The 25,748-nt window shown below is 68.9% G+C and carries 32 protein-coding genes; 20 read left to right on the forward strand and 12 right to left on the reverse strand.

The window, feature by feature from the left end; all coding sequences use genetic code 11:
- Positions 1-253: 253 nt before the first annotated feature.
- Complete coding sequence (locus J2753_RS06920) at positions 254-565, forward strand: hypothetical protein (protein ID WP_209491211.1); 312 nt, start codon at positions 254-256, stop codon at positions 563-565.
- 31 nt (positions 566-596) lie between these two features.
- Here J2753_RS06920 and J2753_RS06925 read toward each other — a convergent pair whose 3' ends face one another.
- Positions 597-1,790 carry a pyridoxal-phosphate dependent enzyme gene (locus tag J2753_RS06925; protein ID WP_209491212.1) on the reverse strand — a complete coding sequence of 398 codons (1,194 nt, stop codon included), beginning with the start codon at positions 1,788-1,790 and terminating at the stop codon, positions 597-599.
- A gap of 86 nt (positions 1,791-1,876) precedes the next feature.
- Between J2753_RS06925 and J2753_RS06930 the strand changes: the two genes are divergently transcribed.
- The 4 genes from J2753_RS06930 (at position 1,877) to J2753_RS06945 (ending at position 4,881) form a co-directional block, all read left to right on the forward strand.
- Positions 1,877-2,350: a hypothetical protein gene (locus J2753_RS06930; RefSeq protein ID WP_209491213.1), complete on the forward strand. Its 474-nt coding sequence runs from the start codon at positions 1,877-1,879 to the stop codon at positions 2,348-2,350.
- A gap of 24 nt (positions 2,351-2,374) precedes the next feature.
- Positions 2,375-3,553: a thiolase domain-containing protein gene (locus J2753_RS06935; RefSeq protein ID WP_209491214.1), complete on the forward strand. Its 1,179-nt coding sequence runs from the start codon at positions 2,375-2,377 to the stop codon at positions 3,551-3,553.
- A complete protein-coding gene (locus J2753_RS06940; RefSeq protein ID WP_209491215.1) occupies positions 3,550-3,924 on the forward strand; it encodes a Zn-ribbon domain-containing OB-fold protein in 375 nt (124 codons plus the stop codon). Before J2753_RS06935 ends, J2753_RS06940 begins: the two co-directional genes overlap by 4 nt.
- Positions 3,925-3,999: 75 nt before the next feature.
- Positions 4,000-4,881 (forward strand): phosphorylase family protein, encoded by an 882-nt coding sequence (locus J2753_RS06945; RefSeq protein WP_281064187.1) that lies wholly within the window; start codon positions 4,000-4,002, stop codon positions 4,879-4,881.
- A gap of 372 nt (positions 4,882-5,253) precedes the next feature.
- Here the strand turns inward: J2753_RS06945 and J2753_RS06950 are convergent, their stop codons facing one another.
- Positions 5,254-6,333, reverse strand: coding sequence for an alpha/beta fold hydrolase (locus tag J2753_RS06950; RefSeq protein ID WP_209491217.1), 1,080 nt, complete (start codon positions 6,331-6,333; stop codon positions 5,254-5,256).
- A 101-nt stretch (positions 6,334-6,434) separates the two neighbouring features.
- Here J2753_RS06950 and J2753_RS06955 point away from each other — a divergent pair, with 101 nt between their 5' ends.
- Genes J2753_RS06955 through J2753_RS06970 form a run of 4 tightly spaced genes read left to right on the forward strand, consistent with a single transcriptional unit; the run spans position 6,435 to position 9,803 of the window.
- Complete coding sequence (locus tag J2753_RS06955) at positions 6,435-7,109, forward strand: metal-dependent transcriptional regulator (RefSeq protein WP_209491218.1); 675 nt, start codon at positions 6,435-6,437, stop codon at positions 7,107-7,109.
- Between the two features lie 3 nt (positions 7,110-7,112).
- Complete coding sequence (locus tag J2753_RS06960) at positions 7,113-7,883, forward strand: TMEM165/GDT1 family protein (RefSeq protein WP_209491219.1); 771 nt, start codon at positions 7,113-7,115, stop codon at positions 7,881-7,883.
- A gap of 39 nt (positions 7,884-7,922) precedes the next feature.
- Positions 7,923-8,708 (forward strand): LysE family translocator, encoded by a 786-nt coding sequence (locus J2753_RS06965; protein ID WP_209491220.1) that lies wholly within the window; start codon positions 7,923-7,925, stop codon positions 8,706-8,708.
- Between the two features lie 48 nt (positions 8,709-8,756).
- Positions 8,757-9,803, forward strand: a complete 1,047-nt coding sequence (locus J2753_RS06970; protein ID WP_209491221.1) for an NAD(P)-dependent glycerol-1-phosphate dehydrogenase — start codon at positions 8,757-8,759, stop codon at positions 9,801-9,803.
- A 416-nt stretch (positions 9,804-10,219) separates the two neighbouring features.
- Here J2753_RS06970 and J2753_RS06975 read toward each other — a convergent pair whose 3' ends face one another.
- The 4 genes from J2753_RS06975 to J2753_RS06990 all read right to left on the reverse strand — a co-directional run bounded on the left by J2753_RS06975 (position 10,220) and on the right by J2753_RS06990 (position 13,418).
- Entirely contained in the window at positions 10,220-10,972 is a 753-nt protein-coding gene (locus J2753_RS06975; RefSeq protein ID WP_209491222.1) for an ABC transporter ATP-binding protein, read from the reverse strand.
- Positions 10,956-11,744, reverse strand: a complete 789-nt coding sequence (locus tag J2753_RS06980) for an ABC transporter permease (RefSeq protein ID WP_209491223.1) — start codon at positions 11,742-11,744, stop codon at positions 10,956-10,958. The genes J2753_RS06975 and J2753_RS06980 overlap by 17 nt, the downstream gene beginning before the upstream one ends.
- A complete protein-coding gene (locus tag J2753_RS06985) occupies positions 11,744-12,730 on the reverse strand; it encodes an aliphatic sulfonate ABC transporter substrate-binding protein (RefSeq protein WP_209491224.1) in 987 nt (328 codons plus the stop codon). Before J2753_RS06985 ends, J2753_RS06980 begins: the two co-directional genes overlap by 1 nt.
- A gap of 280 nt (positions 12,731-13,010) precedes the next feature.
- Positions 13,011-13,418 carry an HIT family protein gene (locus tag J2753_RS06990; protein ID WP_209491225.1) on the reverse strand — a complete coding sequence of 136 codons (408 nt, stop codon included), beginning with the start codon at positions 13,416-13,418 and terminating at the stop codon, positions 13,011-13,013.
- 81 nt (positions 13,419-13,499) lie between these two features.
- Here J2753_RS06990 and J2753_RS06995 point away from each other — a divergent pair, with 81 nt between their 5' ends.
- Entirely contained in the window at positions 13,500-14,105 is a 606-nt protein-coding gene (locus J2753_RS06995) for a DUF420 domain-containing protein (protein ID WP_209491226.1), read from the forward strand.
- A gap of 89 nt (positions 14,106-14,194) precedes the next feature.
- Positions 14,195-14,878, forward strand: coding sequence for an endonuclease III (gene nth / locus J2753_RS07000; RefSeq protein WP_209491227.1), 684 nt, complete (start codon positions 14,195-14,197; stop codon positions 14,876-14,878).
- Between the two features lie 27 nt (positions 14,879-14,905).
- Here nth and J2753_RS07005 read toward each other — a convergent pair whose 3' ends face one another.
- Entirely contained in the window at positions 14,906-15,382 is a 477-nt protein-coding gene (locus tag J2753_RS07005; RefSeq protein ID WP_209491228.1) for a DUF7321 family protein, read from the reverse strand.
- A gap of 92 nt (positions 15,383-15,474) precedes the next feature.
- Here J2753_RS07005 and J2753_RS07010 point away from each other — a divergent pair, with 92 nt between their 5' ends.
- The 7 genes from J2753_RS07010 (at position 15,475) to J2753_RS07040 (ending at position 19,657) form a co-directional block, all read left to right on the forward strand.
- Entirely contained in the window at positions 15,475-16,281 is an 807-nt protein-coding gene (locus tag J2753_RS07010) for a DUF7319 domain-containing protein (protein WP_209491229.1), read from the forward strand.
- A 106-nt stretch (positions 16,282-16,387) separates the two neighbouring features.
- Entirely contained in the window at positions 16,388-16,975 is a 588-nt protein-coding gene (locus J2753_RS07015; RefSeq protein ID WP_209491230.1) for a plastocyanin/azurin family copper-binding protein, read from the forward strand.
- Positions 16,975-17,364, forward strand: coding sequence for a DUF7318 family protein (locus J2753_RS07020; RefSeq protein ID WP_209491231.1), 390 nt, complete (start codon positions 16,975-16,977; stop codon positions 17,362-17,364). Before J2753_RS07015 ends, J2753_RS07020 begins: the two co-directional genes overlap by 1 nt.
- A 3-nt stretch (positions 17,365-17,367) precedes the next feature.
- A complete protein-coding gene (locus tag J2753_RS07025; RefSeq protein WP_209491232.1) occupies positions 17,368-18,171 on the forward strand; it encodes a cytochrome b in 804 nt (267 codons plus the stop codon).
- A gap of 4 nt (positions 18,172-18,175) precedes the next feature.
- Positions 18,176-18,937, forward strand: a complete 762-nt coding sequence (locus J2753_RS07030; RefSeq protein ID WP_209491233.1) for a cytochrome bc complex cytochrome b subunit — start codon at positions 18,176-18,178, stop codon at positions 18,935-18,937.
- 60 nt (positions 18,938-18,997) lie between these two features.
- On the forward strand, positions 18,998-19,273 hold the full coding sequence (locus J2753_RS07035; protein WP_245334555.1) for a DUF7315 family membrane protein: 276 nt from the start codon (positions 18,998-19,000) through the stop codon (positions 19,271-19,273).
- Between the two features lie 114 nt (positions 19,274-19,387).
- Positions 19,388-19,657: a DUF7314 family protein gene (locus tag J2753_RS07040; RefSeq protein WP_209491235.1), complete on the forward strand. Its 270-nt coding sequence runs from the start codon at positions 19,388-19,390 to the stop codon at positions 19,655-19,657.
- A 365-nt stretch (positions 19,658-20,022) separates the two neighbouring features.
- On the opposite strand, the gene J2753_RS07045 is transcribed toward J2753_RS07040, so the two are convergent.
- Genes J2753_RS07045 through J2753_RS07055 form a run of 3 tightly spaced genes read right to left on the reverse strand, consistent with a single transcriptional unit; the run spans position 20,023 to position 22,569 of the window.
- Entirely contained in the window at positions 20,023-20,463 is a 441-nt protein-coding gene (locus J2753_RS07045) for a DUF7313 family protein (RefSeq protein ID WP_209491236.1), read from the reverse strand.
- A 51-nt stretch (positions 20,464-20,514) separates the two neighbouring features.
- Complete coding sequence (locus J2753_RS07050) at positions 20,515-21,207, reverse strand: NAD(+)/NADH kinase (RefSeq protein WP_209491237.1); 693 nt, start codon at positions 21,205-21,207, stop codon at positions 20,515-20,517.
- Between the two features lie 45 nt (positions 21,208-21,252).
- Entirely contained in the window at positions 21,253-22,569 is a 1,317-nt protein-coding gene (locus J2753_RS07055) for a M28 family peptidase (RefSeq protein WP_209491238.1), read from the reverse strand.
- A 102-nt stretch (positions 22,570-22,671) separates the two neighbouring features.
- Here J2753_RS07055 and J2753_RS07060 point away from each other — a divergent pair, with 102 nt between their 5' ends.
- Together J2753_RS07060 and J2753_RS07065 are read left to right on the forward strand one after the other, a co-directional pair.
- Complete coding sequence (locus J2753_RS07060) at positions 22,672-23,940, forward strand: NAD(P)/FAD-dependent oxidoreductase (protein WP_209491239.1); 1,269 nt, start codon at positions 22,672-22,674, stop codon at positions 23,938-23,940.
- A 50-nt stretch (positions 23,941-23,990) separates the two neighbouring features.
- The gene (locus tag J2753_RS07065; RefSeq protein ID WP_209491240.1) at positions 23,991-24,770 is read left to right on the forward strand and encodes a DUF7839 domain-containing protein; all 780 of its coding nucleotides are present in this window, start codon (positions 23,991-23,993) and stop codon (positions 24,768-24,770) included.
- Between the two features lies 1 nt (position 24,771).
- On the opposite strand, the gene J2753_RS07070 is transcribed toward J2753_RS07065, so the two are convergent.
- Positions 24,772-25,041 (reverse strand): amphi-Trp domain-containing protein, encoded by a 270-nt coding sequence (locus J2753_RS07070; RefSeq protein ID WP_209491241.1) that lies wholly within the window; start codon positions 25,039-25,041, stop codon positions 24,772-24,774.
- Positions 25,042-25,083: 42 nt separating this feature from the next.
- Positions 25,084-25,728, reverse strand: coding sequence for a J domain-containing protein (locus J2753_RS07075; RefSeq protein ID WP_209491242.1), 645 nt, complete (start codon positions 25,726-25,728; stop codon positions 25,084-25,086).
- Positions 25,729-25,748 lie beyond the last annotated feature (20 nt).

A 25,748-nucleotide genomic window follows, 5' to 3' on the forward strand; every position in this document is an offset into this window, starting at 1 on the left:
CGCGTTGTGCGGGCGACCCGTGCGTCGCCCGCACGGCCAGCGAGAGCTTCGCTCTCGCCCTGCTCACGTCACGCGCCACCACCGCGCGGTGCGGGGCGGTTGCGGTCACAATTTGCCAACGAACGAGATGCTGTTGCCGTCGCGGTAGCCGTCGATTCTGAACGGATCGAGACGCTGTCCTCGTCAGCCCAAACAGCCCAGAACGACCTAAACGGCCACCGTTTACTTCAGGGGAGCCGCCGAAGCCGAAGGTATGACGATGGACACCTACACTCTCGTCGTCCGGGAGACCAGCACACACGACGGTATCGACGCCGACGTGATCGACGAGGACGGCCTCGTCGAAGAGAGCACCCAAGTCACTTACAGCGACTACGACGTGATGGCCGAACGCGACAACGGTGGGCCCGAACGAATCGAGGAGGAGTTTACTGTCGACGCCCGGAGCATCGATATCCAGCTCGAACGCGACGAGCGGACGTTCGTGTTCCGCGCCATCGCGGACAACGAGGACGTCGCCCGGATCGAGGTGTCCGACTCGGTCTGGAACCTCGCGCACACCTGAGCCGCGGCTCAGATCCGACCCGTCGTCCCGCTCAGACGCCCTGCCCCATCAGGTGGCTCCGGAGCACGTCCGGCGCCTTTGTCGCTGCTTCGGTGTTGACGACGACCACCTCGTCGTCGGCGCCGATGGTGCCGTCCTCGGCGAGCGCCCAGAGCCCCGCCGCGGCGACGCCGCCAGCCAGTCCGATTTCTACCGTCTCCGTCGAGGCCACCGCAACCGCGCTCTCCAGTGCCTCGTCGTCCTCGACCGTGAGCGCGGCGCCGCCGGTCTCCCGGATCGCCGCGAGCGCGAGGTCGCCACCCGGCGGGTCCGCGACTTCCAGTTCGCCGACGATGGTGTCGGGGGTCTCCCACGGCTCGGTCTCGTCGGCGCCGTGTTCGAACGCCGCCGCGATGGGTGCACAGCCGGCAGCCTGCACGGCGTAGACGGGTGGCAGGTCGTCGATGAGCCCCAGCTCCACACACTCGCGCAGGCCATCGACGACGCCGACAACCAGTTCGCCCGTACTGGCTGGGAGGACGAGCGCATCGGGCGTCTCCCAGTCTCGATCCGCGAGAACCTCGTAGGCGACGGTCTTCAGCCCGTCGTGGCGGTAGGGGGAGGAAAACGCCCCCAGATCGACGTAGTCCGACTGCAGTTCGCTCTCGAGCGCGTCGACGGCGTCGCCGAGCCGTCCCGGGACGACCTTCATCTCGCCGCCGTGGACGTTCACCATCGCCTTGTTCGAGAACGGCGAGCGCGTCGGGACGAACGCGTAGGAGCGCAGGTCCACCTGCCCGGCGTAGGCGGCCATCGACTGGCCAGCGTTGCCCGGGGAGGCGCAGGCGATGAGTTCGGCGCCCGCGGCGTCGGCAGCCGTCACCGCGGCGGAGAGCCCGCGATCCAGTACCGAGCCAGTCGGATTCCGTGCCTCGTCCTTGATTTCGACGCCCGCGACGCCGAGTTCGTCGGCGAGTCGGGGGGCATCAACGCTCGGCGTGCCACCCTCTGCCGCGGAGAGCGCCGAGTCGGCGTCGAACGGGAGTACGGCGTCGCGGTCCCACGCGCGCCGGCCCGTGCGGACCGATTCGGGGTTGACGGCGTCGAGGTCGTACTCCGGCACTCGGGGTGCGCCGCAGTCCGGGCACGGCCCCGCGCCGGAGATGGCTTCGGGGTCGGCGTCATCAACGGCAAGACTGGCGTCGCAGTCGGTGCAGGCGAGTCCGACGAACGCGTCGCTGAACATGGCCCGAGGATAGAGCGCGGTCGGGAAGGGCCTGCCGGAACGCGGCGGACGCGGGGCTTTTCAGTCGGTCGGGAGAACGACGGACGATGCCCTCCCGTGACGCGCCGCCGTCGCCCCGGCAAGCGGTCGTCGCCGCCGTTCAGTGGGCGCTGGCGCTCGGCTTCGTCGTGGACAGCGCCGTCGACCTCCTCACGGGCTACTCCGCGTTGACGGGCCTGACGGGCAGTGGCGCCCTCCCACCGTCGGACCAGTGGCTCTACGCCGCGCCGGCAGCGGCGCTCGTCGGCGCCGTACTCGGCTATCGCTGGCTCACCGAGGGGTTCGGATCGCGCTCGGTGTCGGCCCATCGACGCCGCGTGCGGTTCGTCGTTGCCTTCCTCGCCGCCGTGCTGGTCGGGAGCCTCGGCCTGCTCGTCACGGCGGCCTGGCTCGGTCCGCTCGGAACGGCGCAAGGGCTCGTCGTCGGCGCCGCGTTCGATCTCGCGCCGCTGGCCGTCGCCGGTGTCGCCGGCTACCGCCCCGAGTGGCTCCCGTCGCCGCGGACTCCGGCAGGCCTTTAGCCGAACCGGGCCAACCGTCTGGCTATGTCAGGCGTGCGCGTGGCTGGCGTGGGGCTCACCCACTTCGGCTCGCACCCAGAACGGACCGGCCGGGACCTGTTCGCGGAGGCGGCACTCGCCGCCAAGGAGGACGCCGGCGTCCCGCTCTCGGATGTCGAACAGTTGAACGTCGGCAACTTCGCCGGCCCGCTTTCGGAGGGGCAGGGCCATCTGGCCCCCCTGCTCGCGGAGGCTGCGGGACTGACCTGCCCGGCGACACGCTACGAGGAGGCGTGCGCTTCGGCGGGCGTCGCCGTCCGGGAGGGCGTCCGGACCGTCCGCTCGGGGGAGGCAGACGTGGTGCTCGCCGGCGGTGTCGAGCGGATGACCAACCACGACACCCCCGAGGTGACGGAGTCGCTCGCTATCGCCGCCGACGAACTGTTCGAGGTCCGCGCTGGCGTCACGTTCCCCGCTGCCTACGCGCTGATGGCGACGGCCTACGCCGACGCCTACGGTGTCGACGAGGACGACCTCAAAACGGACCTCGCCAACGTCGCCTCGAAGAACCACGACAACGCCATCCCCAACGAGTACGCGCAGTACCAGCGGGAACTCACCGTCGAGCAGGCGCTGGACGCGCCGCCCGTCGCCGAACCGCTGGCGCTGTTCGACTGCTGTCCGATCACCGACGGCGCCTCGGCCATCTTCCTCGTGAGCGAGGAGTACGCCGCCGAACACGATCTCGACGCCGGTGTCTCCGTCGTCGGCACCGGACAGGGCGCGGACCGCATGGCGCTGCAGGACCGCGAGCATCTCGCTCGCACGCCAGCGGCCGACGACGCAGCCGCGATGGCCTACGACGACGCGGGCATCGACGCCGCCGACGTGGACGTGGCGGAGGTCCACGACTGCTTCACCATTGCGGAGGTGCTGGCTATCGAGTCGCTGGGGTTCTACGACCCCGGCGAGGGCCTCGGCGCCGCCCGACGCGGCGAGACCCGCGCGGACGGCGACCTACCGATCAATCTCTCCGGCGGCCTGAAGGCGAAGGGCCACCCGGTCGGCGCCACGGGTGGCTCACAGATCGCGGAGATGACCCGACTGCTCCGGGGTGACCACCCCAACAGCGACAAAGTCGACGACGCCGAGGTCGGCGTCACCCACAACGCGGGTGGGACGGTCGCCTCCGCAGTCGTTCACGTGCTGGAGGTGGCGGAATGAGCGACGCTGGCTTCGACGAGTGGCTCCACGCGTTCGTGGCCGACGACGGCTACTACGTCGAGTGCGCGAACGGGCATGGCTACCTGCCGCCGCGGCGTATCTGCCCGGACTGTGGCTCGACCGAGTTCACCGAGGAGTCCCTGCCCGAGTCGGGCGTCGTCGAGACGATTACGACTGTCCACGTCCCGGCGCCGGCGTTCAAGGCCGACGCGCCCTACGACACCGCAGTCGTCGACTTCGGCCCGGCGCGGATTACGGGGATCGTGGTCGACGCCGAACCGGGAAGCATCGAGATCGGCGACGCGGTGGAGGCCGACGTGGGTGCGAGCGAGACGACCGGGAAGGACGTGTTGGTTCTCAGATCGGTATAAGGGGTTTCTAGCGGGCAATTCCCGCTCGGTCGGATGGAAGTACCTATCAGTCCCCGAACTGATTCGTGACTCACGATGCCTTCCCCCCTGCGTGTTCTCGTGATGACCGCTTTCGGCCCGGCAGTGGCGTCGGACGGGAGTGGGGAGCTCGGGCGCTGGATCGACGGCTATGGGGAGTTCGAACGCGAGGTGTCGGTTCCTGGGGCGCCGACAGCGATCAGGGTCACCGACCACGGCGTCGGCGTCACCGCGACCGGGATGGGACCGACCCACGCCGCCGCGAGCACTACCGCCTACCTTCTCTCCGACGCCGTGAACCCCGAAACGACGTACTTCCTCACGGCCGGGGTCGCTGGCGTTTCGCCCCACGCGGGAACGGTCGGCTCCGTCGTGCTCGCGGACCACATCGTCAACTGGGACGCCAAGAAGCGATACGGCAAGGGGACGAGCGTGGAGCCGTGGGGTTTCGGCCCGGCTCACGCCTACGAACTCGACCGCGGGCTCGTCGACGCCGCGGAGGACGCGGCTCGTGGGGTCGATCTCGAGGACACCCCGGATGCACGAGCCCATCGCGAACGGTACACCGCTGCTCCCGCGGTCGATGCTCCAGCTATTGAGAGGGGCACTTCCGTCGCTGGTGCCGACTTCTGGTACGGCCATACGCTGGCGAACGAGGTTGACTCCCTCGTCGATTACCACGGGGCGGGGAGCTACGCGACGACTGAGTGTGAGGGGTTCGGGAGTGCCGTCGCATGTGACCGGTTTCAGGCGCTGGACCGCTACCTCAGCGTTCGCGCGGCGTCGAACTTCGACCGCCCGCCTCAGGACGAGGACGCGGCCGGCGAGTGGCGTCTCAAGGGGCCTGCCTTCCGGAACGCGTACCGCGTCGGGCGCGTAATCGCCGACGAGATCGCCAAGAACTGGGCAGATTGGCGGGACGGGCCGCCCGATCGGTGACCGACCCGGAGGCCGATGGAGGATGTTGTGAGAAGTTTGGGCTCTTTCTTGTGGAGCGTGGCTCCGGTGGTGAGTGTGAATCGCCGGAGGAACAGCTCCGCGGCAGTATCTCGATGCTTAGTCACTTGTGACCGCACCACGATCCCCCCGCGGCGGCAGTGGCGCGAGACAGTCGTCGCTCCGTCGACGACTCAGCGCGAGGGGTGAGCGACCGTACGGGAGCGAACCGGCTGGGGAGGGTCGAGGCCGTGCGGGGCGGTGCGGTCCACGTGGCCAAGCTCACTCCGCGGTACCGTTCGCGGCTGAAGAAACAGTTCCCAAACTCACACCGAGAAAGCCGGCGTACTCCCCGAAAACGACCCAGAGACGCGACTACTCCTCGTCTTCGTCGTCGCCCTCATCTTCGTCCTCCTCGTCCGTTTCTTCACTCGCCTCATCCTCCACCTCGTTCGGATCGTACTCCCGGATCACCGAGAAGTCGTCCGGAAGCTCACCCTCCAGCAGATACGTCAACAGCGCGTCGGCACGTTCGACGTGGGGCAGCAGCTTCGCGCGGTCGAACACGAGTAGCTCCGCACCCGCCGCCCGGGCCAACTCCTCGCCCTGCTCCACCGGCGTCAGTTCGGTCTCCCGACCCCAGACGATGGTCGTTGGTACGTCGAGATCCGCGAGCGTGCCGCCGAGGTCAAGGTCGCTGTCGAGATCGCCCGCGAGGAACGCCGCGGGGGCGAAGCGCGCGTTCTCCTGGTGGGCGGTCTGCCACTCGTACTCCGCCCACTCCGCCTCGGGGCCGGCGGGGTCGGCGTAGCCGTGGTCGGCGTTGAAGTACTCGATAGCTGGCTCGGAGGTGACGAGGTTGAACAGGGTCTCGCCCACGAGCGGCGTGCGCACGAGTTCGCGCACCCACGCGCCGCCACCGGGCCCGGTGCTGGTCGTCGGGCAGACGAGCACGAACCGCGAGACGTCGACGTGCCGCGCGGCCGCGACGGCGTAGGACGCCGAGAGCGAGGAGGCGAGGACTGCAGGGCCTTCCCCGTCGTCGGCCGCGTCGCCGGCATCCGACCCGCCGGCGGCGTCGCCGAACTCGCCGAGGAACGACTCGACGAACGCCTCGTACAGCGCGGCCGAGTAGCGGATCGGCGGCCGGTCCGAGCGGCCGTAGCCCGGGAGGTCCGGGGCGATCACGTGGTACTCCTCAGCGAGCTCGTCAAACACCGCGCGCCACTCGCCAGAGGAGCCAGCGGCGTTGAGGCCGTGGAGCAGGACGAGGTCCGGGTCATCCGGGTCGCCCGCCTCGGTGTAGGCGACGTTCATGCCGCGCCAGCGGTAGGTGCGCTGCATTCCGTCGAGCGCGGGCGGGAGGTCGCCGGCGTCACGCCGGAGGGCGGCGTTGGTGACCGCGGCGGCGCCGATACCGAGGGTCGCGAAACTCAGGGCGCGTCGGAGGTTCATTCAGTTCGACCAACGGGTCCCGGGGGCTTAACTCCACAGTTCCGCGCCACCACATCGCCGCCACCGGGGCGTTTTTGACGCGTCGAAACCAAGCGTTCGGTATGCTGAGCGACGCGATGGAGGACTACCTCAAAGCGATCTACGTCCTCCAGCGTGAGGAGGGTGCGCCCGTCTCGACCTCCGCGGTCGCGGACTACCTCGACAAGACCCCGCCGACGGTCACCAGCATGATGGAGAAACTGGCCGACCGGGGGCTGATCGACCGCGAGAAGTACCGCGGCGTCGAACTCACCGAGGAGGGCCGGACCGTCGCGCTCGAAGTGATCCGGCACCACCGCCTGCTGGAGGCGTACCTCGCGGAGCACCTCGACTTCGACTGGTCGGAGGTCCACGACGAGGCCGACACGCTCGAACACCACATCAGCGAGGCCCTCGAACGCCGGATGGCCGAGGCGCTGGGCGACCCGGCGGTCGACCCGCACGGCGACCCGATCCCCGCCGAGAGCCTCGATCCCGTCGACGAGGAGGCCGGCGACCGCCTGAGCGGTTTCGCGGAGGGCGACCGCGTCGTCGTCTCCAGAGTTCCCCACCGGGATCAGGCCGAACTCGACTACCTCGCGGAGGCGGGGCTGATGCCCGGCACCGCGGTCGAAGTCGTCGACGTGGCGCCGTTCGGGATGGTGACGGTCCGCCTCGAGGACGGCGACGAGCAGAGCCTGCCAGAGGACGTGGCCGACGCCATCCGGGTCCGGCAGGCCATGGACGAGGTCGCCTGAGCCGTGCCCGGCGCGCTGCTCCCCCTGCAGTCGGGGCTCGACGCCGTCGTCTCCCGGTACGCCGAGCACGGGCCGCTGGCGGCCGCCTTCCTCGCGAACCTCCTCGCCACGTTCGGTGATAAGGGGCAACTGGTCGTCATCACGCTCGCGACGCGCTATGACGCCAAGGCGGTCTTCTTCGGCGCGATGGGCGCGTTCACGGTCTGGTCCGCGCTGGAGGTCGCGTTCGGCCAGTACGTCGTCGCGATACTTCCCGCCGGAGTGGTGACGATGGTCGCCGGCGGCCTGTTCCTCCTGTTCGGGCTCTGGACGGCCCGCTCGGCCGTCAAGGGCCTTCGGAACGGCGAGCGCTCCGGCGCCGTGGCCGTCGGCGCCGGCCTCGACGTGGGGCTCTCGGGCTGGCTGATACCGGACGCGCTACTCGCCCGCGCCGGCCGCTACAGCGGCCTCCTGACGGGCTTTCTGTTCGTGCTGTTCGCGGAGTTCGGCGACAAGACCCAACTGCTGACGATCAACCTCGCGGCAACGTTCCCCGACGCGCCCGTCTCGGTGTTCGTCGGCGTGCTCGGGGCGCTGGCGCTCCGGACCGGCGTCGACGCCGTCGTCGGCGGCAAAGTCGAGGCGGTGCTCCCGACCGCGTACATCGAGGCCGGGGCCGCCGTCGTGTTCCTCGCGTTCGGCCTCGTGGTGCTCGGGGCGCCCGCTACCGTCCTCTACGTCGCCATCGCGGCCCTGATCGTCGCTGCGGGCGTCGGTCTCGCCCGCCGACGCTGAACCGGGCGGTTTTTCGCGGTTTCGCCCCTTCATCGGGTCGTGTTCGATGTCGTTCCGACGCTGCTGGCCGGCGCGGTGTTCGGGCTGGCGCTGGCGGCGCCGCCCGGGCCGATGAACGCCGTCATCGCCGAGGAGAGCGTGCTCCGCGGCTGGACGGCCGGGCTGAAAGCCGGCCTCGGCGCGGGGCTTGCGGACTTCGTCTTCTTCCTGCTGGCGCTCGGCGGCGCCGTCCGTATCGTCGACCAGTCGACGCTGCTGAAGGGCGTGCTGTTCGGCGTCGGCGGGCTGTTGATGCTCTACTTCGCCTACGGCGCCGCGAAGGGAGTACAGGCCACGTTCGCGCCGGACTCCGTGGACGCGGAAGTCAAGACGGCTGGGGGTAGTGACGACGCCCCCGAGTCGCCCGCTAGCGTCGATGTCGGGGGACGCAGTCCATCGGGCAGTCAGCCGCTGGCTGATGATCTCGGCGAGTCGACGGGCTTCCGTCGTGCGTTCGCGCTCGCGCTCACAAACCCCTACCAGATCCTCTTCTGGCTGACCGTCGGCGTCGGCCTGCTCGATCCCGGGCAACTGGACGTGCTGGCGGTACTGCCCGTCGTCGGCGCCGACCTCGCCGGCTTGCTGGTGGTCGAAACGGGGAGCGCCGCACTGATCGTCGGCCTGTTCGGCGGCATCGGCCTCTGGCTGGCGTGTTTCCCGGCCGCGCTGGTGCAGGCCGGGCGCCGGACGGAGTCGTTCGCACCCGCGGTCGCGGCCGCCAGCACACTCGTGCTCGGGGGGTTCGGCGTGACCTACCTCGTCGAGGCGTGGCGGCTGCTGGGCTGAGTCGGGCGTCGCGAACCGCTTTTCACCCCGCGGCGTGACCCCAACTGCATGTTCGACAAATCGACGTGGATCCGCCTCCCGCGGAACGTCGTCGTCGGCCACGGCGCGCTCGACGACCTCGGGGCCGCCGTCGACGAACTCTACCTCTCGGGCAGCCCCCTGATCGTCACCAGCCCCTCGCCCGACGACATCGTCGGCGATCAGGTCCGGAGTCAGCTCCCGTCGCCGGAGACGGTCATCGTCGCCGAGGCCGGCTTCGATCAGGTCCAGAACGTCATCGACGCCGCGCAGTCGATGGACGCGGGCTACATCGTCGGCCTCGGCGGCGGCAAACCCATCGACACCGCGAAGATGGCCAGCGACGAACTCGACGTGGGGTTCGTCTCGGTCCCCACGGCCGCGAGCCACGACGGCATCGTCTCGGGCCGCGGGTCGATCCCGGAGGGGGACACGCGCCACTCTGTCGCCGCGGAGCCGCCGCTGGCGGTCGTCGCCGACACTGAGGTCATCGCCGACGCGCCGTGGGAGCTGACGACCGCGGGCTGTGCGGACATCATCTCGAACTACACCGCGGTCGCGGACTGGCAGCTCGCCCGCCGGCTCAAGGGCGTCGAGTACTCGGAGTATGGGGGCGCGTTGGCCCGGATGACTGCGGAGATGCTCGTCGACAACGCCGACCTGATCCGGCCGGGACTGGAAGAGTCGGCGTGGATCGTCGTGAAGGCGCTCGTCTCCTCGGGCGTCGCGATGTCCATCGCCGGCTCCTCGCGGCCCGCATCGGGCGCGGAGCACCTGTTCTCCCACCAACTCGACCGGATTGCCCCGGGGCGCGCACTTCACGGCCACCAGGTCGGCGTCGGGTCGATCATGACCGCCTACCTCCACGACGGGCCGGACGGGATGTGGCAGAACATCCACGCCGCGCTGGACAGCCTCGACGCGCCGACGACGGCCGAGGATCTGGGCGTGACCGAGGGTGAACTGTTGGACGCGCTCACCTCCGCCCACGAGATCCGGGACCGCTACACGGTGCTCGGCGACGGCATCACGGAGAAGGCGGCGCGGGAAGTGGCGGAGACCACCGGCGTCATCTGATCCGACCTTTTGCTGCGCTCCCTTCGGTCGCTGGCAAAAGCTCGATCAAAAGCCTTCGTCACCCCCTCCGAGAGAGCGACGCTCTCTCGTGCTCCCGCTCACTCCGTTCGCGGGAACTCCGGGGGTTCCTCGGCCTCGCCTCCGGCGAGTGGAACCGACGACCGCTATCCGAACGACGAGCAAACCGCTCGTCGGTGTGAGTACCGCCGCGCGACCTGTCCTGGGTCGCGCGGCGAAAGTGGTCGGGTGGGCCGGTGGCGCCAGTCCGCCGCGCCGTGGGGGCCACCCCGTCGCGGCGGGAGTCGGCCCGTCCGACCGAAGACGGGTGCGTCGCCATCACCCGTACCTTAACTGTGGAGCCAGTCCCTCTAAAACCCTTGCACTCTGAGACGACGACGGGACGGGGTCGATATCCGTCAGAGGCCGAGCGCGCGCTCGATCCGCTCGCGGCGGTCGACGAGCCGTTCGGCGCTCCGGTCGCGGGGTCGCTCCCGCTCCACGTCGACGACTTCCTCGACCGTTCCGGGCTGGCCGCCGATCACGGCCACGCGGTCCGACAGATACACCGCCTCCTCGATGTCGTGGGTGACCAGCACCACCGTGATCTCCCGGTCGTGCCAGATGTCCAGCAGGAACTCCTGCTGTTCGCGCTTGGTGAGCGCGTCGAGCGCGGAGAACGGCTCGTCGAGCAGCATCACCGTCGGGTCGTAGGCGAGCCCCCGGGCAAGCGAGACGCGCTGGGCCATCCCGCCCGAGAGTTCGCTCGGGCGCGCGTCGCCGAAGCCGTCGAGGCCCACACGGGAGACGAGTTCGTCGACGCGCGCCTGTGCCTGTTCGCTTGCCGGGTTGGTTCCATCTGGGAGGCCGACCGCGATGTTCTCCCGAACCGAGAGCCACGGCAGCAGCCGAGGCTCCTGAAACACCATGCCGACGTTACCGGCGTGCTCCCCTCGCACGTCGACGCCGTCGACGGCTGCGCCGCCGTCGAAATCCGCTTCGAGGCCGGCGAGCACGCGGAGGAGCGTGCTCTTCCCACAGCCGGAGTGACCGACGACCGAGAGGAACTCGCCCTCGGCCACGCTCAGGTCGATGTCCCGGAGCGCAACCGTGTCGCCGTACGCCTTCGAGAGCCCGTCGACGGACACTGCCGGCTCACCAGTCGACGACATAGTTCTCCACCTCCTTGACGCCGAGATCCGAGAGGTTCCCGAACAGCGCGAACAGCAGGATGGCGCCGACGATCAGGTCCGGTCGGGACATCACTCGCCCGTCGTTCATCAGGTAGCCGATCCCCTGACTCGCCGCGATGAGTTCGGCGGCGACGACGAACATCCACGCGAGGCCGACGCCGCTGCGGATGCCGACGAACAGGCTCGGGAGCGCGCCGGGCAGCACCACCTTCCGGAGCGTTTCGATCCGCCCGAGGTCGTACACGTCCGCGACCTCCCGGAGGTCGTCGTCGACGTCCCTGATCCCCGTCGAGAGGTTCAGGTAGACCGGGAAGAACGCGCCCACGGCGATCAGCAGCACCTTCGCCGGTTCGCCGATGCCGAACCAGAGCAGGAACAGTGGCACCCACGCCAGCGAGGGGACGTTCTTCGTGCTCTGGAACAGCGGGTCGAGCAGGTCGTTCGCGAGCGTCGAGAGCCCGGTCAGCGTGCCGAACACGACGGCGACGCTCATGCCGACGAGACAGCCAAACACGACGCGCTGGACCGTAATGGCGACGTGCCCGGTGAGTTCGCCCGCAAGCGTCATCGCGTACAGCGTCTCGACGACCGAGAGCGGTTTCGGGAGTTGATACGGCGGGAACACGCCCGTCACGACCAGCAGGTGCCAGCCGACGACGATCAGCGCGGGCACGACGACGCCCAGCCCCCATCGCACTCGGCCGAGCGACGGGAGCGACCGCGGCGCCGACTCCTCGAACGCCGCGCCCATCACTCGATCACCGGCGCGGCCGTCTCGCTGTCGATCAGTTCGCCGATGGCGGCCTGCAGGTCGACGTCCTCACTCACGATACCTTTCTCGTGCAGGATCGGCGCCAGATCCGAGAGCAGGCTCCGGTGCTGCTCGCCCGGTAGCGGCGTCGAGAGGTCGGTCCGCTCGGTGAACACCTTCCGGGCGACCGGCTCGGACATCTCGGAGGCCTCCGCGAGGATGGAGACAGTCTCGTCGGGGTTGTCGATGGCCCACTCCCGGCCACGCTCGTAGGCGCGCAGCACGCGCTTGCTGTCTTCGGGGTGGTCCTGCAGGAACGACTCCTGTGCGTTGAGGAAGCCGTAGGTGTTGAACGACGGCTTGCGGAAGAACAGGTCAACATCGTACTCCAGTTCGAGTTCCGCCATGTGCGGGTCGAGGCCGGCCCAGGCGTCGACGTCGCCCTGCACGAGGGCGTCCTGTCCCTCCGGGTGCTGGAGGTGGACGATATCCACCTCGGATTCGCTCACGCCCGCGGCGTCGAGGGCCTGCAGGAGGAAGAAGTGCGGGTCGGTGCCGCGCGTGGCGGCGACGGACTTCCCGACCAGATCCTCCACCTTGCTGATCCCCGAGTCACTGTTCGCGACCAGGGCGGTCCACTCCGGCCGGGAGTAGATGTACGGCGTCCGGATCGGGATACCGTTCGCTCGGGCCATCAGCGCCGCGATACCCGCGGTCGACGCGAACTCGGCCTCGCCGCTCTGGGCGTACTGGTTCGCCTCGTTGCTCCCGAGGCTGAGTACCCAGTTGACGTCGGCGTCGCTGTCGCTGAACTCCTCTTCGACCCACCCCTTCTCGCGTAGCACGAGGCTCACGGGGTTGTAGTAGGCGTAATCGACGGTCACTGTCCGCGAGCTGCTCGACGCGCCGCCGAGACAGCCGGCCGCGAAGGCGGCAGCGGCTGTTCCGGCGGCGGCCACGAACTCGCGACGGTTGCTGTAGTCCATACCCTCTCTACCGGCAGGACTGCGAAAAGGAGGGGCCTCGTGACAGGCGTTGCCGAAAGCTATCACCGCCCGTGACGCCCGGTATTGGGTCTGAAACGCCGATTTCCCGGACTCCCAGCCTACACGCCTCCTGCCCGCCGGTAGCGACCCGCCGAGAGGCTCCACGGAGGCTGCAACAATTGCCGCAACCACGGTGGCTTGTCGGCACAGCCGAAGTGACTGATGTCGTCTGTGAGGGACCACAGCGCCCAAATTTGCCACTTCCGGTCAAGGGAGGAGCCTACTCGAGGTTTCGGACGCGTTCCGCCAGTGCGGCGGCCGTATCGTCGTCGATTGGCCCTCGGTCGAGTGCGAGCGAGACGCCGTCGTCCGTGGCGCGCGGGACCAGATGGACGTGCGCATGCCGGACCGACCCGACCAGCGGCCCCGAGGTGTAGAAGAGGCTGAATCCTTCCGGATCGAGCACCGCCCGGAGGTCGGCCACGATGGCGTCGATGGCGGCGAACACCGCGGCCGCCCCGCCGTCAGCCGTACCCAGTAGCTCCTCGCGGTGCTGTTTCGGGAGGACGACCGTGTGGCCCTCGCGCGCCGGGTTCTCGTCGAGGAACGCCACTGTGTGGGCGTCCTCGTAGAGCACGTGCACGTCGCGTTCGCCGGCGGCGATGGCACAGAACTCACACTCGGGCATACGTCCACAGACGGAGGCCGGCGGCAAATAGCTCCGCCCGAACCCGGAACCGCCTTGTCGCTCCGGACACGACGATGAGTCATGCTCGGACCCCTCCGCTCTCGGGCCCGCGAGCGTCCGCGAGCGACCGTTGCCGTGCTCTCCGTGGTCGGCTACGCGCTGGTGATCGGGACGTTCGCTGGGGCGATTCCGGCGAGTGTCTTCCCCGACCTCACGAACGCGCAAGTGAATCTGTTCTCCCACGCCATCGCGGCGATCAACACGACCGCGACAGTGCTGCTGCTGCTCGGCTGGAAGTGGATCCGTGCGGGCGAGGTGGAGAAACACCGGAAGGCGATGGGCGCCGCCTTCTCGCTGATCATGGTCTTTCTGGTGCTGTACCTCTCGAAGATCGGCGGCGGCGGGACAAAGGAGCTCGTCGGCGCGCCCGACCCCATCTACTACGCCTACCTGCTGATGCTGGCGATCCACATCATCCTCTCGGTGGTGGCGGTCCCGGTCGTACTGTACGCGCTGGTGCTGGGGCTGACCCACAGCCCCAGGGAACTCCGACTCGAGACGCCCCACAAGAAGGTGGGCCGCGTCGCCGCCGGGTCGTGGATCCTCTCGCTCTCGATGGGGGTGCTGACCTACGTGATCCTCAACTGGATCTACGGCTACGAGTTCACGGCCGGCACCGGGATGTAGGCGCCGGCGGGGCGTCGACGCCCCGTACGCGCTTGCTGTCGAGCAGCCGGGACCGAACCGTTCAACCCCGGGCGAACGGAACGCGGGGTATGGGCGAGCCACTCGAACCACGTCGCGACCAGGCGGTCGAAGTGATCGACCGGCTGGCCGAGGAGTACCCCGAATCCACCATCTCGCTGCAGTTCGGGACCAAACTCGAACTCCTGATCGCCGTCGTGCTGTCGGCGCAGTGTACCGACGAGCGCGTCAACGAGGTGACCGAAGACCTGTTCGAGAAGTACGAGTCCGCCGAGGAGTTCGCCGCGGCCGACGAGGAGGAGTTGGCCGAGGACATCTACGGCATCACCTTCCACAACAGCAAGGCCGGCTACCTCAAGAGCATCGGCGAGGACATCGTCGAGAAACACGACGGCGAGGTGCCGGACACGATGGACGAACTCACGGAGCTTTCGGGCGTCGGCCGGAAGACGGCGAACGTCGTGCTCCAGCACGCCCACGATGTCGTTGAGGGTATCGTCGTCGACACGCACGTCCAGCGACTCACGCGCCGACTGGGACTGACCGAGGTGGAGCGACCCGAGGCCATCGAACAGGACCTGCTCGACGTGATTCCTGGAGATCACTGGCAGCAGGTCACCCATCTGTTCATCGACCACGGGCGCGCCGTCTGTACGGCCCGGAACCCCGACTGTGGGGACTGCGTGCTGGCGGACATCTGTCCCTCCGAGAAGGGTGACAGCGAGGTCGACCTGGCGAGCGGCGAAGCGTGGTAGTCGGCTCCCGTTGCTGACTGCGCCGGCTCAGAGATACGTCGTCACGTACTGGTAGATCCCCAGCCCGTACGCGAGCAGCCAGAGGATTAGGTAGCCGAACACGCCGACGCGGAGGCGGCGACGCCACGCGCCCATGTTCTCGTGGAGGGCGCCGATGTCGGCGTCCGGGTCAGGGTCGCGGTAGAGTTCGGCCTGGCGTTTTGCCTGGAAGATACGGACGATGCCCGTGAGCGCGAGTGCCAGCAGCGCGTACGCCTGCAGGCCGAGGAAGGCGTGCAGCGCCGACACCCCGCTCATCTGCTGGAACAGCCGCGGCATCATCCACAGCACCATCGGCGCCGTCGTGAGCAGCAGCCCCGTCCCCACGAACGTCAGGTGGTGGACCAGCCGATCCCACGTCATCACTTCCGTCTCGATGGCGTACCACGCGCCGTAGAGGAAGAAGGGCAGACTCACCGTGACCGACAGCGCCGCGAGCCCCGCGGCGGTCGACTCCGAGATCATCTCCTCCACCTTCGCGGCTGATGGGCCTAAAGGGTCCGACTCCGGCGCGCCGCTCGCGAAGCGCTTAACGGCGCGCCACACCTACGCCGACTATGACCGACCCCGTCGAGGACGACGCTGCCGGGGTGCACGAGCGCGCCGACGGGAGCGGCGACGCCGCCGACTCGACCGACCTCGAACAGCTCCGCGAGCAGGTCGAACAGACGTACGACTTCGAGGAGTTCGGCCCCGCCGACATGGCGGAGATGGAGCGCGAGGAGTGGGAGGCGGTGTTCGATCCCGACACGTGGATCACCGGCGCGGCCCTCATCGACCGGGTCGAACGCGACCTCGAAACCCGGATCGCTACCCGCGAGGTGTTCGCGCGCCTCGAACGCCACCCCGGCCCCGACGGGGACCGGCTGCTGGCCTACTCCGACGAGGGGTACGCCATCATCGACCCCAACGGGAGCGTCGAGGGCGAGGGCACCGTGCTCCGGGACGTGGAGCCGACGGTTGCGCTCTGCTCGATGGAGGAGTACGAGCCACCGGAGCCACCCGAGAACCCGACGCTGCCGGACCCCGAGGACGTGGAGGCCGGGTCGGGCGAACTCGGCAACACGATACTCCAACTGATCGCGGGCGCCCAGATCCTGGCGGGGATCGGGCTGCTGGGCGCGTGGGTGTTCCTTGACCTGCAGCCCGACGTGGCGCAAGGCGATGTCGTCGCGCCGGCGGTCGGGATCGGCTTCCTGCTCATCGGCGTGTTCCTGTTCGTCGTCGTCGCGAACGCGCGGCTCTCGGATCGCTTCCGAGCCGAGGAGTACCGGGATCGGCTCCGCGCGGTCGAGGAGGCTGGCGAGCGCCCGGAGTTCGTCCCACAGTTGAGCAACGACGGCGACGACCGCCGCGGCGAGTGAGCCCCGCGGGAGCCAAGAACCGTCGCCGTCAGGTCGGGCGACGATGGGGCGTCGGGAGGCGGTGAAACGGTGGGTTTAAGCGCCGGCCGTCCCACCTTTTGGCCGTATGAAGAGGCGGGATTTTCTCCGAGCGACCGGCGGCTCAGGCGGGGCCGTCGCCATCGGTTCGGGGGTCGCAGCCGGGCAGGAAGGAACCGGCACGACCACCAGTACCGGGGGCGGCGGTAGCGGGCCGACCGAGACGGTAACGGTCGGTCCTGGTGGCAGCCTCGTGTTCGAGCCCGCGGAGCTCACAATCGCGGTGGGTACGACAGTGAACTTCGTCTGGGACAGCAACATGCACAACGTCGTTCCCCAGAGCCAGCCCGAGGGCGCGAACTGGGAGGGCGAAGGTGAGCAGGGGACCACGTTCGATGCTGGTCACGAGTACTCCCACACGTTCGAGACCACGGGCACCTACGAGTACGTCTGTACGCCCCACGAGTCCGCGGGGATGACCGGCACCATCGAGGTCGTCGAGGAGCTTCAGTCCGGCGGCGGTGAGCGGGAACTCCACGACATCGGCGCGCCGATCCACCCCCACTGGGTGGGGGTCGGAACGATCCTGATGATGTTCGTCAGCCTCGTGTTCACGTTCTACATCCTCAAGTACGGCGAGTCGCCCAACACCGGCAACACCGGGGGTGGTGAGTGATGTCGACTTCGGGATCCACCTACGGCGACATCCACCGCTACGAACCGGCGCGTGAGAGCACGGCGGCGGCCATCGCTATCGTGCTGCTGGCGCTACTCGAGATCGTCTTCGTGTTCATGTTCTCCTGGGGACTGGTCTCCGGATGGGCGCTGACCGCCGACGGGAACATGTTCCTCGGCGGCCTGCTGGCCGTGGTGTTCATCGACCTGGCGTTCGTCCTCGCCATCTACCGGAAGGAGTTCCTCCCGGACGTGATGGTCGTCAAGAAGCGCCGCCGGAAGTGGGAGGACCTCTACGTCCGCGGCGACCAGGCCGACGGCGAGCAGGTCGAGTCCGCCGACGTCTGGGACCAGGTCAAGCGCGCGGTCTACCCCTACTACAAACGATAACCAATGAGCCTCAAAGAGAAAGACGAACACGACCACCTCGGCTGGATGAAGGGGAAACAGCTCTCCCCCATCGAGAAGGGGTATCTGTTCACCCTCATCTGGCTCGACAAGCGGTTCCGGGTCGTCGACTACCTGGAGCTTCTGGAGACGCTCTACTACCGAGTGAACCTCCAGATGCCCAAGAGCCACACCGAGCAGTACAACCTCGACAACAAGTTCTGGTACTGGTACCCGCTGTACGCGCTGGGGTCGTTCTCGACGCTCGCGTACGTCGTCGCCGCGATTTCGGGCGCGTTACTGGGGTTCTACTACACCCCATCGGCGGCCGCCGCCGCGGACACCGGGACCGTCGCCTACTCCCAGATCACGTTCATCATGCAGGACCTCCAGTTCGGCTTCATGCTGCGCTCGATCCACCGCTGGTCGGCGCAGGTGATGACCGCCGCGGTGTTCCTCCACATGCTCCGGGTCTACTTCACCGGCGCGTACAAGGAGCCCCGCGAGCTGAACTGGCTGCTCGGCATCGTCCTGATCAGCCTCACGATGGGCTTCGGGTACACGGGCTACTTGCTGCCGTGGGACCAGCTCGCCTACTGGGCGGGCCAGATCGGCGTCGAGATGTCGCTGTCGATCCCGCTGATCGGCGAGTGGGTCGCCCAGCTGGTGTTCGGCGGCTTCTCGCTTGGCGCCCCGACGCTCCAGCGCATGTACATCCTGCACGTGTTCCTGCTCCCGTTCGTGGTCACGACGCTGATCGCGATCCACATCGCCATCGTCTGGATCCAGGGCATCGCGGAACCTCACTAACACAATGAGCGACGATAACCAACACGACGCACGCACCGACGGCGGGACGGGGATCGTTCCGCCCGACGACGACACACCCACGTGGAGCGAGCGAAAGAGCCGCCGCTCGGGGCTCCCCCGCCTCACCTACGAGTACTTCGAGCGGGCTCGCCGCGAGGACCAGAACCTCCGTGAGGAGTCCACGTACGTCGAGCGCGACGTGCTCGCCTTCCCGACATGGCCCCACGAGCTGATCCGGAACCTCGCGCTGACCAGCTTCTTCGTCGGCATGCTGCTGCTGCTGTCGGCGACGCTCCCACCCCACATCGGCAACCCGGCGAACCCGAGTTCGACGCCGTCGATCATCCTGCCCGACTGGTACCTCTACTGGTCGTTCGGCCTGCTGAAGCTCAACGACCTGAACCCGGCGCTCTCGCTGGTCGGCGGGCAGAAGCTGATGGCCGACCGAACGTTCGGCGTGCTCGCGAACGTCGTCGTCGTCGGCGCCATCGCCATGGTGCCGTTCCTCAACAAGGGGAGCGCTCGACGCCCCGTCGAGCAGCCGTTCTGGGCGGCCATCGGGATGGGCGGCGTCACGTTCGCGCTGACGCTCTCGCTGCTCTCGATCAAGAACCTGATGCCGATGGACGTGCACCTGCTGTTCGACCTGACGTTCCTCGCACCCATCGTCATCGGCTGTCTAACCTACGCGGTGCTGAAGACGATGCGCGAGGGGTACATGTACGACCTCAACCGCCGCTACTACCGGCTGCGGCCGCCGAAATAGGCCGTGGCCGACGACGACCGCCACAGGAACGGCCGCGAGGGGCGCGACGTGGAGGTGCCCATGCGGCTGTACAAGACCGTCACCGTCTTCTCGACGCTGATCGCCGTGTTCGCGGTCGTGTTCGGCTTTCTCCTCCTCGACGCCGCCGCGCTCGGCACGGGGCTGATTCGACAGGCCGTGCGCTCGCTGCTCGGCCTGCTCTCGCTGTCGCCGTCGGACTCGCTGCTGTCGGCGATGTTCGCCGTCGCGGGACTCGCCTCCATCGCCGTCGGCGCCGGCGTCTACGTGCTCGGCACCCGGTTCCAGGCCGCGGAGATGGGCGAGGGCGGGGACTGACCCCAACCTCTCTTACCGGGGTCCTCCCTCGCTTCGCTCGCGGATGCTCTCGCGTCGACGCCTCCCCGCCCGGATGGGAAACGCTGAAGAGGGTTCGCAGCCCACTTTCGCGTAATGGCCGACGAGTTCATGAAGGGGTTCGGACTGTTCAGCGTCGCCAGCTTCCTCTGGCTGATCTCCGCGAGTTGGTACCGGACACCCAGCTTCGAGAGCACCCGACAGCTGATCGCCGCACCGCCCGAGGATCCCGGCACGATGTTCGACTCGCTGGGCATCTTCCTCGGTGACCTGATGTTCTGGACCGCAATCCTGGGCGCGTTCACGTTCTGGGTCGTGGTCCCCGCCGGGCGGCAGGCCCGGAGCGCGCTGGTCGTCGACGAGTAGTTCTCCGGCGACGGGAGTCGCCACCCGTTCTCTCACACTCCCGAGCGGCGCCGCTATCCGTTCGTTCGTTCTCTGTCGACCGTACTGCTCCCGGCTCCGATTCCTCCCCCGCGGCGACGATCTGCCGTCACGGCACGGCTCTCTGCTGGCCCGAAGCGTAGCGGCTCCGCTGCTAGTCCAGCAAACCACAGTCTATTCAGCGGCGAGCCCAGCCCTCAGTGACAGGCGAGGCTGTCCACCGACCCAGCGGAACCGCAGACACGCCACGCGGAGCGCAGGCTCGCAGCACGCTCGGGCATCGACGGCTACGGCGCCGCGGCTATGGAGTCGAGACTGTCGGGAGAAAACGTCGGAGCGAAGCGGCCTCAGACGATGGCGTCCCACTGGTCCTGGATGACCCAGAACACGGAGATGTAGAGCGCGTACAGCAGCGTGAGCAGCGACGCGGCGATGGCGGCTTTCGGGCGTTCCATCCCGAGGTTGTTACGCAGTTCCACCATCCGGGCCTCGAACTCGAAGAAGTCCGAGACCAGGGTGCCGGTGGCGAGCACGGAGATCACCATCCCCGCGTGGGGTTCGACGATCATATAGAGGAAGCAGGACAGCACCAGCAGCGCCGAGACGACGACGTGTGGCGCGTAGCGGCTCAGCGAGTCGGCGTCCTGCTCGGCTGCGCGCTCGTGGCGGCTGTGTCGTAGGTGTCGCGTCACGAAACTGACGAGCAACAGCGCCAGGATCACGTAGGGCAACTCCCCAGCGACCGATTCGAGCGCCCCGACAGGGACGGCGAACTGCAGTGGGGTCATATACTCCCACATCGGTACAGGACGGTTTAGTGCTTTTCCAATTCCCCGCGGCTACTCGGTCAGCGGCCGGAGACAGGTGACCGTCCCGACGCGTTCGACAGCCACTGGCTCACCCGGCGCGATCTGGGCTTCCTCGGCGCCGTCGACGTACAGCGACACCGCGCCCTCGTCGCGCTCGACGGAGAGCGACAGCGGCCCGGGCACGACCCACGGGCTGGCGCGGGTCGAGAACGGCGAGACGGGAACGACCGAGAGCCCAGCACCCGGCGCAATCACCGGGCCGCCGGCCGCGCGCCCGTAGCCCGCCGACCCAAGCGGCGTGGAGACGACGACGCCGTCGGCGCGCACCTCGAACAGGCGCTCGGCCGCGGCATCGAGCGCGTACTCGGAGATGCGCGCTGGCTCGCTGGTCATCAGCGTCACGTCGAACACGCCGCGGGCGACCTGTTCGCCCTCGACCGACACCTCGAGAACGGGGTGGGAGACGGATCGGTAGTCACCGGCTGCGAGCGCGTCGGCGGCCACCGCGAGCGCGTCGCGGGGGGTACCGTAGCGGTCGTCGATGCCCACGGGGAGGATCGGCGCCGAGGCGTCGGCGAGCGCCTGATCGGCGATGGCGTCGGCGCCGACGGCGACGACCGCCTCCGCCTCGGCGTCCGACTCGACCGCCTCAAGCCGTCCGAGATCCGGGTCGGGGGTGCCGCCGCGCACGCGGACCCGACTGATCGGCGTCGGCTGCGTCATGGTCGCCCGTCTGACGGCGCGGGTAAAAACAGCCGTGGTCCCGCGCTACTCGAAGTCGTACGGCCAGCCGCCGGTCTTCTTCATCCCGATGGCCTGATCCTCCTGCTCGAGGTACGCCGCCACTGTCTCGGGTTCGGTGTGGGGGATCTCCACGTCGTCGCCGGCCACGTCGACGACGAGTTCGGTCAACAGGATCGACTGCTCGCGCAGGGTTCGACCCTCCAGTTTATCGAGCGTGTCGGCGCTGGTGTGGCCCCACCCCCGCCCCTCGGTATCGGACTTGCTGGAGACCATGTAGCCCGGGACGCCCCAGCGGACGAACGGCCAGTGGTCGGAGTGGGGCACCATCCGCGGGACCGTCGCGATGGGGTGGTCGAGACGCTCGCTCACGCGGTCGGCGGCGGCGTCGAGTTCGTCGAAGCGGTGGGTCGTGAGTTCGAGCGTGCGCCCGCCCATGTTGGAGTCGACGTTGACGATGGCCTTGATGGCGTCCAGATCCGCGCGCTCGGCCTCGCGCTCGGAGCCGACGAGGCCGACCTCCTCGGCGCCGTAGCCGATGCACTTCACGCGCGTGTCGAGTTCGTCCTCGCGGGCCGCGAGCGCCGTCGCGACTTCCACGATGGTCGCAGTACCCGCGCCGTTGTCCCGGGCGCCCTCCGCGATGTCGTGGGCGTCGACGTGGCTCGAGAGGATCACGTACTCCTCGGTGTCGGGGCCGAGTTCGGCGACCGCGTTGCCCGACTCGGTCTCGGGGGTCTCACACTCCACCGCGACGGTGACCTCCTCGCCGTCGAAGCGCCGGGCGAGGCGCGCGCCGGTCTCCGAGGAGACGCCGACCGCGGGGATGTCGCCGATGGGGCCGCCGTCACTGCCGCCGACACTTCCCGTGGGCGGGAGTTGGCCGGGGACGTGGTTGGCGTAGACGAACGCCGCGGCGCCGCCCTCGACGGCGTAGTGGTACTTCTCGGTCCGGTGGATGTAGCGGTCGAAGTAGTCCGGCACGTCCGAGGTCGCGAGGACGATCTTCCCCTCCACGTCGGCGTTCTCGAAGTCCTCGGGGAGGCCGGCGCCGAGGTCGATCAGTTCCACGCTCACTTCGCCGGCGGGCCCGCGTGGGAGTGCGATGGACTCCTCGACGGTCTCGGGCATCGAGACGTAGCTGTCGCCCCGGACCCAGCCCTGCAGGTCGAACGTCTCCACGCGGGCGTCGCGGGCGCCGGCGGCGGCGAGCGCGTCGCGAGTGGCTTCGAGGCCCTCCATCTCGCCCGGCTGACCAGCCATGCGGTTGCCGATGTCGACGAGCGTCTCGAGGTGGTCCCAGCCGGCGTCGCTCCTGAACGTTTCCGCGATCCAGTCTGCCATGCAATCGCACACGTGGGCGGGCAGTTACCCCCTGTTGGCTCCGGCCGGGTTCGCCGGTTCCGGCGGCACCGGAGCTTTGGGGTGGCCGGTCGAACGGCCGGTATGGACACCACCGTCGTCGGCGGCGGCCTCGCCGGACTGGTCGCGGCCCGCCGACTCGCCGAGGCCGGCCACGACGTGACGCTGTTCGAGGAGCGCGCGGAACTCGGGGGCCGGGTCAGGAGCCGAACTGTGGAGGGGTTCACCTGTGACCGCGGCTTTCAGGTGCTATTCGACGCCTACCCGGCCGTCCAGCGTGAACTCGACCTCGACGCGCTCTCGCTCCGGTCGTTCGCTCCGGGCGGCGTGATCTGCCGTCCCCGGGAGCGCTCGACACTGTCGGACCCGCTTCGCGATCCGAGTGCACTCCTTCCGTCGGCGCTCTCCCCGGAGGTCACGTTGGCGGACAAACTCCGGACGCTCCGGCCCCGATTCCGACTCACTCGGGGCGACTGGCCCGACTTCGACACGCCGGACCGGTCGATCCGCGAGTACCTCCGCGAAGCGGGCTTCTCCGAGAAGTTCGTCGAGAATTTCGCGGCCCCGCTGTACGGCGGGATCACGCTGGACCGTTCGATTTCCACCTCCGCAAACGTCTTCGAGTACACGTTCCGTGCGATGTCGCTCGGCAGTATCGTCGTCCCGGCGGAGGGAATGGCGGCGATTCCGGCCCAGTTGGCCGAGCGCGCCCGGTCGGCGGGCGTCGACGTGCGGACCGGTGTCGCTGTCGAGGACCTCGACGTGGAGGGCCAGCGCGTGAGGCTGGCCACCGAGGCCGGCGACCGGGCGTTCGACGCTGCCGTCGTCGCCACCGATCCGCCGACCGCCCGCGAACTTACTGGCGTCGAGTCGATTCCGACCGAGGGCGCCGGGGTCGTGACCCAGCACTACCGGCTTCCAGGGCCGGAACTGGACGCCGGCACGCGGATCATGCTGAACGCAGGGAGTGAGGCGCCGAACACCGTCGCCCAACTCTCTGCGGTGGCACCGGAGTACGGCGACGGGAGCAACGACGTGCTGCTCGCGGCATCGTTCGTCGACGACGGCGCACAGGACCGGCCGGCAGAGAAACTCGCAGCCCAGACTCGTGAGGCGCTCGCGTCGTGGTACCCCGAGCGGAACGTCTCTGGCCTCGAAGTGCTCGCGACCGACCGGATCCCGTTCGCGCAGTTCGCCCAGCCACCCGGGAGTCACGCCCGACTGCCCGATGCTGACGACCCTACTGGACCGGTGGTCCTCGCCGGTGACTACACGCGCTGGTCGTCGATTCAGGGGGCGCTGGAGAGCGGCCGGCGTGCAGCGACGGCGCTGACCGCCGCGTTCGACGGCTGAGCCCCCGACGGGTCGGGCGGTTTATGTGCCACCCCGCCTACACCTCGGCCATGAGCGACGCGCTGGCGGACAAACGCACTGCGAGTCGGTTCCGCATTCTCGCGGAGATCGCGGACCGCCAGCCGGCGGTGAGTCAGGGGGAGATCGCCGACGCCGTCGGCGTCACCAGTCAGGCGGTCAGCGAGTACATCCGCGAACTGGTCGACGACGGCCTCGTCGAGAAGGAGGGGCGCTCGCGCTACCGCGTCACCAAGGAGGGGGTCGACTGGCTGTTCCGCGAGGCCAAGTCGCTGCGCCGCTACGTCGACCACGTCACCGACGACGTGCTCGAGAGCCTCCAGGAGGACGCCGCCATCGCCGTCGAGGACATCGAGTCCGGCGAGGCGGTCTCGCTCTCGCTGCAGAACGGGATGCTCCACGCCACGCCCGGCGAAGCGGGCCCCGCGACCGGCGTGGCGACGACCGGCGCCGAGGCCGGCACCGACGTGGGCGTCACGGGCTTCGAGGGCGTCATCGACATGGCGCCCGGAACGGTCGTCGTGTATCAGATTCCGCCGGTCCGGGCAGGTGGAAGCCGCGGCGTCGACGAGTCGGCGCTCGCGGATCTCTGTGCGGAGGCGGACCTGACCCTCGCCAGCGGCGTCGAGGCCGTCGTCGCGCTCCGGTCGGTCGACCACCCGCCGGCCGTCGCCGCCGCCGCGGGCGAAGTCGCCGCCGAGGCTGCCCGCGGTGGGCAGGATGTCGTGGTCGCCGTCACCAGAGACGAGGTCGGCCGCGTGACCGACGCGCTCCGGGACGGCGACACCGAGTACGTCGTCGAGGGGAGCTAACTCACTCGACCTGCAGGTCCTCGCCGCCGTCGCCTTCCTCCCACTCGATTTCGAACTCCACCTCGACCTCCTCAGACGCGCCGCGGTCGTCGCGCTCGACGCTGACCTCGAACTCCGCCTGCGCCGGAGGACTGAGGGTGACGCTCTCCTCGCCCGCGCTCAGGTGGATGTCGTCGCCCGCGGCCAGCGAGTCGGCGACGGCGTGGAGGTAGTCGGCGATCTCCTCGCGACTCCGGACGCTCTCGGTGTGTAGGGGTCGTTGGTGGCTCATCACACGATATTACGGTCCGGTCGAGATAAGCCTGCTGCCGGGTTAATCGGCGTACTCCTTTGCGGTGGCGTAGGCGTCCTGCAACTGCTGGAACTCCTCCTGGCTCCCACCCTGATCGGGGTGGACCTCCTTGACCTGCTCGCGGTAGGCCGTCTTGACGGCGTCCTCGTCGGCATCGCGGGCGAGGCCCAGCGTGTCGAACGCGTCGTCGACGGCCTTCCCCCGCGGCGCGCGTGCCTCGGTTCCGCGGCGTTCTCTGGACCGGCGACGGCCACCTGTTCGGCGTCCGCTGGTGCGACTGCCGCTGGGCCGCCCAACGTCGAAGGGGAGACGGCGGGCCAGCGTGGCGATCCGGAGTTCGTGCTCACAGAGGATGACGAACGTGTCGGTGTCGTCGAGGCGGAGGAACGCCCGCGGGTCGAACGTGATGGCCACGTCGCGTTCGGGGAGGTAGAACGCGACCTGCGTGTAGCCGACCTCGTAGTCCTCGTAGAACGGCTCGCCGATCTCCTCGAAGAACGCCCGGATCGCCGCGCGCTGGCGGCGGGCGCCGCCGACGCGCCGGCCGCTTGGCTCCGGGTCGGGGATGTAGCGCTCGCCGAGCGCGAACACCGCGGCGACGACGACCGAGGCGGCGACGCCGAGCAACAGCCCGGAAACCAACCACTGCGGCAGGGCGGGGAGCACGCGCGCGTCTTAGGGCGGCA

The organism is Halolamina salifodinae (genome assembly GCF_017874235.1).
GTDB classification, from domain to species: domain Archaea; phylum Halobacteriota; class Halobacteria; order Halobacteriales; family Haloferacaceae; genus Halolamina; species Halolamina salifodinae.

Coding starts and splice junctions, on each gene's coding strand:
- J2753_RS06920 (WP_209491211.1), top strand. CDS start 254: ATGACGATGGACACCTACACTCTCGTCGTCCGGGAGACCAGCACACAC.
- J2753_RS06925 (WP_209491212.1), bottom strand. CDS start 1,790: ATGTTCAGCGACGCGTTCGTCGGACTCGCCTGCACCGACTGCGACGCC.
- J2753_RS06930 (WP_209491213.1), top strand. CDS start 1,877: ATGCCCTCCCGTGACGCGCCGCCGTCGCCCCGGCAAGCGGTCGTCGCC.
- J2753_RS06935 (WP_209491214.1), top strand. CDS start 2,375: ATGTCAGGCGTGCGCGTGGCTGGCGTGGGGCTCACCCACTTCGGCTCG.
- J2753_RS06940 (WP_209491215.1), top strand. CDS start 3,550: ATGAGCGACGCTGGCTTCGACGAGTGGCTCCACGCGTTCGTGGCCGAC.
- J2753_RS06945 (WP_281064187.1), top strand. CDS start 4,000: ATGCCTTCCCCCCTGCGTGTTCTCGTGATGACCGCTTTCGGCCCGGCA.
- J2753_RS06950 (WP_209491217.1), bottom strand. CDS start 6,333: ATGAACCTCCGACGCGCCCTGAGTTTCGCGACCCTCGGTATCGGCGCC.
- J2753_RS06955 (WP_209491218.1), top strand. CDS start 6,435: ATGCTGAGCGACGCGATGGAGGACTACCTCAAAGCGATCTACGTCCTC.
- J2753_RS06970 (WP_209491221.1), top strand. CDS start 8,757: ATGTTCGACAAATCGACGTGGATCCGCCTCCCGCGGAACGTCGTCGTC.
- J2753_RS06975 (WP_209491222.1), bottom strand. CDS start 10,972: ATGTCGTCGACTGGTGAGCCGGCAGTGTCCGTCGACGGGCTCTCGAAG.
- J2753_RS06980 (WP_209491223.1), bottom strand. CDS start 11,744: ATGGGCGCGGCGTTCGAGGAGTCGGCGCCGCGGTCGCTCCCGTCGCTC.
- J2753_RS06985 (WP_209491224.1), bottom strand. CDS start 12,730: ATGGACTACAGCAACCGTCGCGAGTTCGTGGCCGCCGCCGGAACAGCC.
- J2753_RS06990 (WP_209491225.1), bottom strand. CDS start 13,418: ATGCCCGAGTGTGAGTTCTGTGCCATCGCCGCCGGCGAACGCGACGTG.
- J2753_RS06995 (WP_209491226.1), top strand. CDS start 13,500: ATGCTCGGACCCCTCCGCTCTCGGGCCCGCGAGCGTCCGCGAGCGACC.
- nth (WP_209491227.1), top strand. CDS start 14,195: ATGGGCGAGCCACTCGAACCACGTCGCGACCAGGCGGTCGAAGTGATC.
- J2753_RS07005 (WP_209491228.1), bottom strand. CDS start 15,382: ATGATCTCGGAGTCGACCGCCGCGGGGCTCGCGGCGCTGTCGGTCACG.
- J2753_RS07010 (WP_209491229.1), top strand. CDS start 15,475: ATGACCGACCCCGTCGAGGACGACGCTGCCGGGGTGCACGAGCGCGCC.
- J2753_RS07015 (WP_209491230.1), top strand. CDS start 16,388: ATGAAGAGGCGGGATTTTCTCCGAGCGACCGGCGGCTCAGGCGGGGCC.
- J2753_RS07020 (WP_209491231.1), top strand. CDS start 16,975: ATGTCGACTTCGGGATCCACCTACGGCGACATCCACCGCTACGAACCG.
- J2753_RS07025 (WP_209491232.1), top strand. CDS start 17,368: ATGAGCCTCAAAGAGAAAGACGAACACGACCACCTCGGCTGGATGAAG.
- J2753_RS07030 (WP_209491233.1), top strand. CDS start 18,176: ATGAGCGACGATAACCAACACGACGCACGCACCGACGGCGGGACGGGG.
- J2753_RS07035 (WP_245334555.1), top strand. CDS start 18,998: ATGCGGCTGTACAAGACCGTCACCGTCTTCTCGACGCTGATCGCCGTG.
- J2753_RS07040 (WP_209491235.1), top strand. CDS start 19,388: ATGGCCGACGAGTTCATGAAGGGGTTCGGACTGTTCAGCGTCGCCAGC.
- J2753_RS07045 (WP_209491236.1), bottom strand. CDS start 20,463: ATGACCCCACTGCAGTTCGCCGTCCCTGTCGGGGCGCTCGAATCGGTC.
- J2753_RS07050 (WP_209491237.1), bottom strand. CDS start 21,207: ATGACGCAGCCGACGCCGATCAGTCGGGTCCGCGTGCGCGGCGGCACC.
- J2753_RS07055 (WP_209491238.1), bottom strand. CDS start 22,569: ATGGCAGACTGGATCGCGGAAACGTTCAGGAGCGACGCCGGCTGGGAC.
- J2753_RS07060 (WP_209491239.1), top strand. CDS start 22,672: ATGGACACCACCGTCGTCGGCGGCGGCCTCGCCGGACTGGTCGCGGCC.
- J2753_RS07065 (WP_209491240.1), top strand. CDS start 23,991: ATGAGCGACGCGCTGGCGGACAAACGCACTGCGAGTCGGTTCCGCATT.
- J2753_RS07070 (WP_209491241.1), bottom strand. CDS start 25,041: ATGAGCCACCAACGACCCCTACACACCGAGAGCGTCCGGAGTCGCGAG.